Annotated in this window: 5 protein-coding genes (1 of these 5 cut by a window edge); 4 read left to right on the plus strand and 1 reads right to left on the minus strand. The window is 40.6% G+C overall.

Annotation, left to right across the window (positions count from 1 at the left end; all coding sequences use genetic code 11):
* Window positions 1-8: 8 nt before the first annotated feature.
* The 4 genes from HYU69_00175 (at window position 9) to HYU69_00190 (ending at window position 5,474) form a co-directional block, all read left to right on the plus strand.
* Window positions 9-1,316, plus strand: coding sequence for a hypothetical protein (locus tag HYU69_00175; GenBank protein MBI2268754.1), 1,308 nt, complete (start codon window positions 9-11; stop codon window positions 1,314-1,316).
* Between the two features lie 15 nt (window positions 1,317-1,331).
* Window positions 1,332-2,759: a hypothetical protein gene (locus HYU69_00180; protein ID MBI2268755.1), complete on the plus strand. Its 1,428-nt coding sequence runs from the start codon at window positions 1,332-1,334 to the stop codon at window positions 2,757-2,759.
* Window positions 2,760-2,816: 57 nt separating this feature from the next.
* Window positions 2,817-5,063 carry an SPOR domain-containing protein gene (locus HYU69_00185; protein ID MBI2268756.1) on the plus strand — a complete coding sequence of 749 codons (2,247 nt, stop codon included), beginning with the start codon at window positions 2,817-2,819 and terminating at the stop codon, window positions 5,061-5,063.
* A 63-nt stretch (window positions 5,064-5,126) separates the two neighbouring features.
* Entirely contained in the window at window positions 5,127-5,474 is a 348-nt protein-coding gene (locus HYU69_00190) for a hypothetical protein (GenBank protein MBI2268757.1), read from the plus strand.
* A gap of 141 nt (window positions 5,475-5,615) precedes the next feature.
* On the opposite strand, the gene HYU69_00195 is transcribed toward HYU69_00190, so the two are convergent.
* A protein-coding gene (locus HYU69_00195) for a hypothetical protein (GenBank protein ID MBI2268758.1) crosses the window boundary here: on the minus strand, window positions 5,616-6,699 show its 3' portion. 290 nt of this gene lie beyond the right edge of the window; the window shows 1,084 of its 1,374 coding nt (coding positions 291-1,374); the start codon falls outside the window, past its right edge; its stop codon occupies window positions 5,616-5,618.

The raw sequence follows: 6,699 nt of genomic DNA on the forward strand, positions 1-6,699 counted from the left end.
TTAAAAACATGACACGAAAAAAACTAGGAATCGCATTAGTGCTGGTTTTTATCTGCAGTGTGGGGTATTCACAAGTCGTTCCGGCTACATTTGGTAAACTTCCAATATTAACAGGTGGTATTGGTGTCCTTATTTTTAACGGCGATATAGGTAATAACAGTGATCTTAGTTCCTATAGCAGGATCAGGGCCGGGTATAACCTTACAGTTGAACAGCGTTTTGGAAAGCTGATTGGTGTGGCATTCACAGGTGCGTTTGGTAAACTGGCTCAAAGTGAGCGTTCCAAAACAAGCAACAATAACTTTGAATCAAAAATTATGCAGGGCGATCTTAGCCTGGTTCTCCATACTGACAAGATCTTTGAGAATTCAAGCCTAACACCATACGTTGCCGCCGGAATTGGCTATCTCTTATTTGACCCGCATGGTGATCTGTATGATAAGAATGGCTTGAAATATAATTATTGGTCGGATGGAAGTATCCGGGATAAAACAGAATCCCCCGTAAATATTCCAGTTGCAAAAACATTGCAGCGGGATTATACTTACGAAACCCAACTGAAAGACAGCACTACAAATTACACGCGCAGTACGTTAACCGTTCCTTTAACTTTTGGTTTTAACTTTAAGATACTTGACAACTTCGAAGCCAGCCTTGGAGGAACATACTTCTTCACGTTTACTGATCATATCGATAATATTAAAGCGGGGAGCGGTAACGATTCCTATTTCTATACCCGTGTTGGTCTCAGTTATATTTTTGGTCATGGTGAAAGAACAGCTGATCCAAAGCGGTACGAAAACGTAGATTTTGGAAAAATTGATGATGTTGATAGTGATGGAGATGGTGTAAAAGACATCCGGGATAAATGTGCGGGAACAGATAAAGGTGTTAAAGTTGATTCAGATGGCTGTCCGTTTGATACCGATAAAGATGGTGTCCCTGATCATTTGGATAAAGAAGCGAACTCCCAAAAAGGAGCTGTTGTTGATGCCAATGGTGTTACACTTACCGATCAGATGTTAGCAGAAAAGCAGGCAGCATGGGAGGCTGCGGCTGCCGAACGCAGCGAATCATTTAATGCAAATCCTTCACAGATGAGCATAGAGCAAATTGAAAAAAGTGCTCAGGAAGTCAGAAGTCAGTCTGGTTCCCAAAAAACTTTACCTGTTGAGTTTCAGTCAGCCGATTTTGATAAAAATGGTTTTATTACGGTAAGTGAGATCAACCAGGTGGTGGATGGATTTTTTACCGGGGAGAATGATTTTACTGTGGAAAGGATCAATCGTCTGATTGACTTTTTCTTTGAACAATAACCAAACAACAAAAATATGATCCGATATGCTGTTCTGCTTATAAACATGCTTGGTCTCTTCATCTATAATTTGTTTGTTGCAGATGGGGTAACAGTAACCCAGGCGGTTCCGGCTGAATTAAAACCCGGCAGTGAATATACAATTGAACTTACCATAAATAAAGGAGCCATAGGCGGTTTCGCCAAACTTCAGCAGGAACTTCCTGAAGGTATTACTGCGACTGCAGTAGATAGTAAAGGGGCTTCTTTCTCTTTCAGCGGCAATGCGGTTAAATTTATATGGACTTCACTTCCCGCTGAACCTGAGTTTAAAATAAATTATAAGATCGCTGTTGCCGCAAATGCCCCAACGGGCGAAAAAATGATTGCCGGAAAATTTTTTTATGTCACTGATAATGTAAAGCAATCCGTTGAGATACCTGAAAGTAAATTGAATATAAGTAACGGATCTCCGGTCGTATCAGCTAATGAAACAACCACCCCTGTCCCTGACACTCCTGATGAAACGGAAACAGATACCGAACAAGACGAAACGGAACAACCTCAAAATCTTGTTGAGCCACCAAAGGAAGAAGTTGTAAAGGAAGAACCCGAAACTCCGGCTCAAAACAATACCGATAATAATACCCCGACAAATACTCCTTCAGAAACCGCAACACAAAGTGAGAAGAATTCTTCTGTGTCTTCTCCGTCTCCCGTAACCGGAAATGGACTGAACTGTGTGAGAAAGATAACTGCAAGTGGAGAAAATGAATACACGGTGGAATTATTTATTACACGCGGTAATATAACCGGATTCGGAAAAATACAGGAAAACCTGCCTGCCGGTTTAACCGCTTCTCCGGTGCAGGGCAGCGGATCATCATTTAGTTTTGCCGATCAAAAAGTGAAATTAGTTTGGGTCAGCTTCCCGACCGATGCCGAGTTTAAGGTAGTTTACAAACTTACCGGTACACCCGCTGCGAATTCATCCATTGACGGATTACTTTCATATATTGAAAATGATGAAACTAAAAAGATCATTATTGCAGCTACTCCCATTTCTGCGGGTGATCAGAATACAACACAGGTTAATGAGCCGGTCAAAACAGTTACAGATGAATCTCGGAATACAACAGCCGAAAGTAATCTCACAACACCTGTTGTTCCGCAGGGCCAGGCAAGTGTAAATTATAAAGTGCAGATATGCGCCCTCCGTCAGACTCCGGTTGAGGCCTCGTATTTTACAGCACGTTTTGGTTTTGGTAAAGTTGATACTGAATTGCATGAAGGTTGGTCAAAATATACGGTTGGAGGGTTTAATGAGTATAAAGATGCCCGCGATAATCGTGAAGAAGTTCGTACAAAAGGGGTTGTTGGGCCGTTTGTCACCGCATATAATACAGGCAAACGCATTACTGTGCAGGAAGCCTTAATGATTACAAGCCAAAAGTGGTATAAATAAGCCCCTTTTTCGGTTAAAGATCCTATTATTCAATGGGTTTTTATTAAATTTGCCTTTATGGGTAAAAGCCTGTGTGTATGTGTTCTGTTTTTTCTGACCGGGTATTCATTTGCCCAGACCGGTGCTGTTGTATTGACAAAATTCCCGGGAGATCCTAAACCTAAGTCTATAGCCAAGCCAACTGAAGCTCCAATGGGTTCGGATATTTTTAAACCTACGCTTGGTTTGGGTACAGGCATGTTCTCTTTTTACGGAGACCTTCATCCCAAATCATTTTTTCAACACCCTTCAACGAGTCGCATCGGTTACGATCTGACGCTTTCTCAAAAGCTGAATGATTTTTTACAGGTTAATTTTTATGTGTTGTTCAGTAAAGTTGGCGTTAATGAAAATCTTTTAACCCGCAACGCTAATTTTGAATCCCGTATAAATCTTGGTGGTGTTACGCTACAATATAATTTTGAGAATTTTCTTCCGAAACGTCCGCACCCGGTTGTCCCCTTTGTCTCGTTGGGAGTTGAAGGATTTGAATTTCTTTCTAAAACCGATTTGTACGATCAAAATGGCAATAAATACTATTATTGGAGTGACGGGTCAATTAAAAATCTGTCCGAATCCAGTACGAATGCATCTAACGCTGTTAATCTCATCCGTGATTATAAATATGAGACAGATATCCGCGAGTTGAATCTTGATGGCTTTGGAAAATATCCTGAACGTGCATTTGCAGTTCCGGTGGGCGCAGGAGTTGTTTTTCACCTGAGCGAAAGGGTTGACCTGAAGTTACACACCACAATGCACTTCACCACCACGGATTATATTGATGGAATTACAGATAACAGTATAGGGAACAGGGAAGGTAATAGCCGTAACGATAAGTTTATGATGACCGGTTTTTCATTGCATTGGGATCTGCTTGGTCCTAAAGTGCATGTGGATACCCTCGACGCAACCTGGTTTGATGGCGTTGATTTTCTTGCTCTTGAAACAGCCGATAGCGATGGCGATGGCGTTCGGGATACAACTGACCGATGTCCGGAAACTCCTTCGGGAGCTGTTGTTGATGCGAAAGGCTGTCCGGGCGATAGTGATGGTGATGGTATACCCGATCATGCTGATAAAGAACCATCCAGCATGCCCCGTGCTGTAGTTGACAATGAGGGTGTGACGATGTCAGATTCTCTTATCAAAAAGCATTACCTGCAATTTTATGATACAACAAATCAATTCGCAGAAGTTATAGCAAAGTTTCACGGGGAGTATGACCTGTCAAACGGAACGATCGTAAAAACACAGCCTCAGAAAACCAGCGATGGCAAGTTTATTCCAACCGAGTATACCGTATTGGTTGGCACTTATAAATCAGGTTTGACACAGTCTGTTATGGCTAAATTTTTAAGTATTCGTGATATTGAAACCACTCCTTTGTCGGACTCAGCCATTGCCTATACAGTAGGACACTATACTGATTTTTCCCAGGCTGAAAGCAGGAAAAGAGCATCGATAAAGGATGGAATGACTGATGCCAAAGTTGTATATAAAAAGGACGGAAAGTTTATTGAAGCCACCAGTGATATAATTGCCGAATTGACCAGCGCCAATATTACTACAAAAACCAATGAAGGTACCACTGATGGCTCTTCAACTAAGCCGCCTAAAAATATCACAGATAATTCGATTTACGAAGATTCCTTACTCGTAGCTAATACCAAAGGGGTCGTGTTCCGCATACAACTTGGGGCCTATAATCGTCGTCTTTCAAAGAGTGTATTCAAGGGGGTTAATAACCTTATTGAAATGCATACGGAAGACGACTATTATAAATATATGGCCGGATCATATACTTCATTTAGTGACGCCGCTAAAGCTAAAGTTGATATGTCGCTTAAAGGATATAGTGGTGCATTTATAAGTGCTTATAAGGATGGGAAACGGGTTTCTTTAACTTCCGTTGGTGCTACTTCGTCCAATAAAAAGAATAAAGTAGAGAATATAAATGAAGTAGAAAAGCCAATGAATGTGCTCGATAAAAACCTGGTGGTATTTAAGATACAGGTAGGTGTCTTTAAGAGCGAGCCGCCTGCTGAAAAACAAGCCAGGTATAAAGCATTAAAGGATAGTGTTGTCCAGGAAACTTCATCTACAGGATTGATCCGTTATACAGTGGGCAATACCAATAATTACAATGAAGCCCAAAAACTCCGAAATAAAATGCAGGCAAGTGGCCTTGAGGATGCATTTATCATCGCGTTCTTTAACGGACAATACATATCTATCCAGGAAGCATTGGAGTTGTCGAAGTAAGCATTTTCCTGTTTTCCCTTTCCTTTTTTTACTAAATTTAACATAAACCAATACTCATACAAAATGAAAAAAATAGTTTATGCTTCATTTCTTGCTGTTTGTTTTTTGGCCGTATCAAATGGCATTGCCCAAAATGCGGCTATAGGTGCTCCACAACAACAAGCTGATAAGCCAAAACAACCAACCCCGGCGCCTGCAAAAGCACCGGCAGCCACAAAAGTAGTTAAACAGGAAGGCGTTTCTTCTCCTGCCGGAAGAGCTGTTAAGCAGGATGGTACTTCTCCGGCTCCTGCCACTCCCGCTTCAAATTCAGATGCAAAAAGCGGAGAAGCTCCTGCCGGAAGAGCTGTTAAACAGGAAGGTGTTTCGAATTCGCCTGCCGTGGCTCCGACAAATGTAAATCCCAAATAATCGAAGAGGTAAATGCTATACTGAATCTGCGCAAATTTTAGGATGGCTTACTTGAGTTGAAACAATTTGTTTTATACTAATACCAATTTGAAATAATATATAGTCCACTTTTGCAAGTTGGATTTTTTTAATATACTTGGACTATATTGAAAAAGGATAGATAACTATGCTATCAGTAGAACTCCCTGAATATTTCTTTACACTTGATAGTCCGTTAATCACAAAATTTGTGTCGGCATAAAATTGGTTAAACTGCATCGTATTTGTGAATACACTGGAGAGGGAAATTTTAAAAGTGTCAATCGAAAAATTACAAATAAATCCTCTCTCAGCGTTTACATGATTAAATTTCCAGCCTATTAATTTTGGAATGACTGAAGTGCCGTATGTCATAGAAGGATTTCCAAGAAAGACTATATTCTCAGTGGTTTGTGAGCTTCTCGACATATCGTAGGTTAATTTCATGGATAAGGCATTTGCAGTTATTTTTTGATTTTGCTTGGAGATAGATTCAAAATGAGCAGCGCCAGCTAAGGAGTGACTTAAAACCATTGCAATATTGGATTGCGATAGGAAAAAATCTATCATAGCCATGTTATACAATACATGTGTCCATGTTTGGGCAATTACAGTTGAACTGGCCGGTGGAATTTCGAGCAAATTAAATTCGGTAACCCAAATTTCTTTTCCGGCAGGAAGCGTGCCAAACGCCGAATTGTATCTATAGTTGAGAGATGAGGTATTAGAGTAGGGGCCAAATGGAATGGCAAGTGCCCGGTTTACGTTAAATGCAAGGTCTGCATTATTAGCATTTAAATATACATGAAATGCAAATGCGTCAATTGTCGGGATGTATGAAAGTATTGTGTCGTTCCAACCCGAAATAGAAGGGGTATTCCCTCCAACCGCACAAATTTTTGCAGTTGGAAATTCTGCAATAATACTATCGTAATATATTTTAGCTAATTGTGAATAATTTGATGGTGTCATTAATTGAAGTGGGTATTGCGATCCTCCATTTAAATTATGTTCATTACCTAATTCAAACAAATTTGGATTGAGTCCGATTGAGTCAGCATGCCTGAGTCCGTTCATTTCATATTGAACATTTGAAGTTTCGAGGTTAGCTACATATAGCCCTTTGCCATTGCAGCCGAGTAACCCGGCTTTAAATTCATCCGTCCTTATTGTCAATGATGGACCGCTTGGCTGATAACCGGGAACA

Source organism: Bacteroidota bacterium (assembly GCA_016183775.1).
Classification (GTDB): Bacteria; Bacteroidota; Bacteroidia; order JABDFU01; family JABDFU01; genus JABDFU01.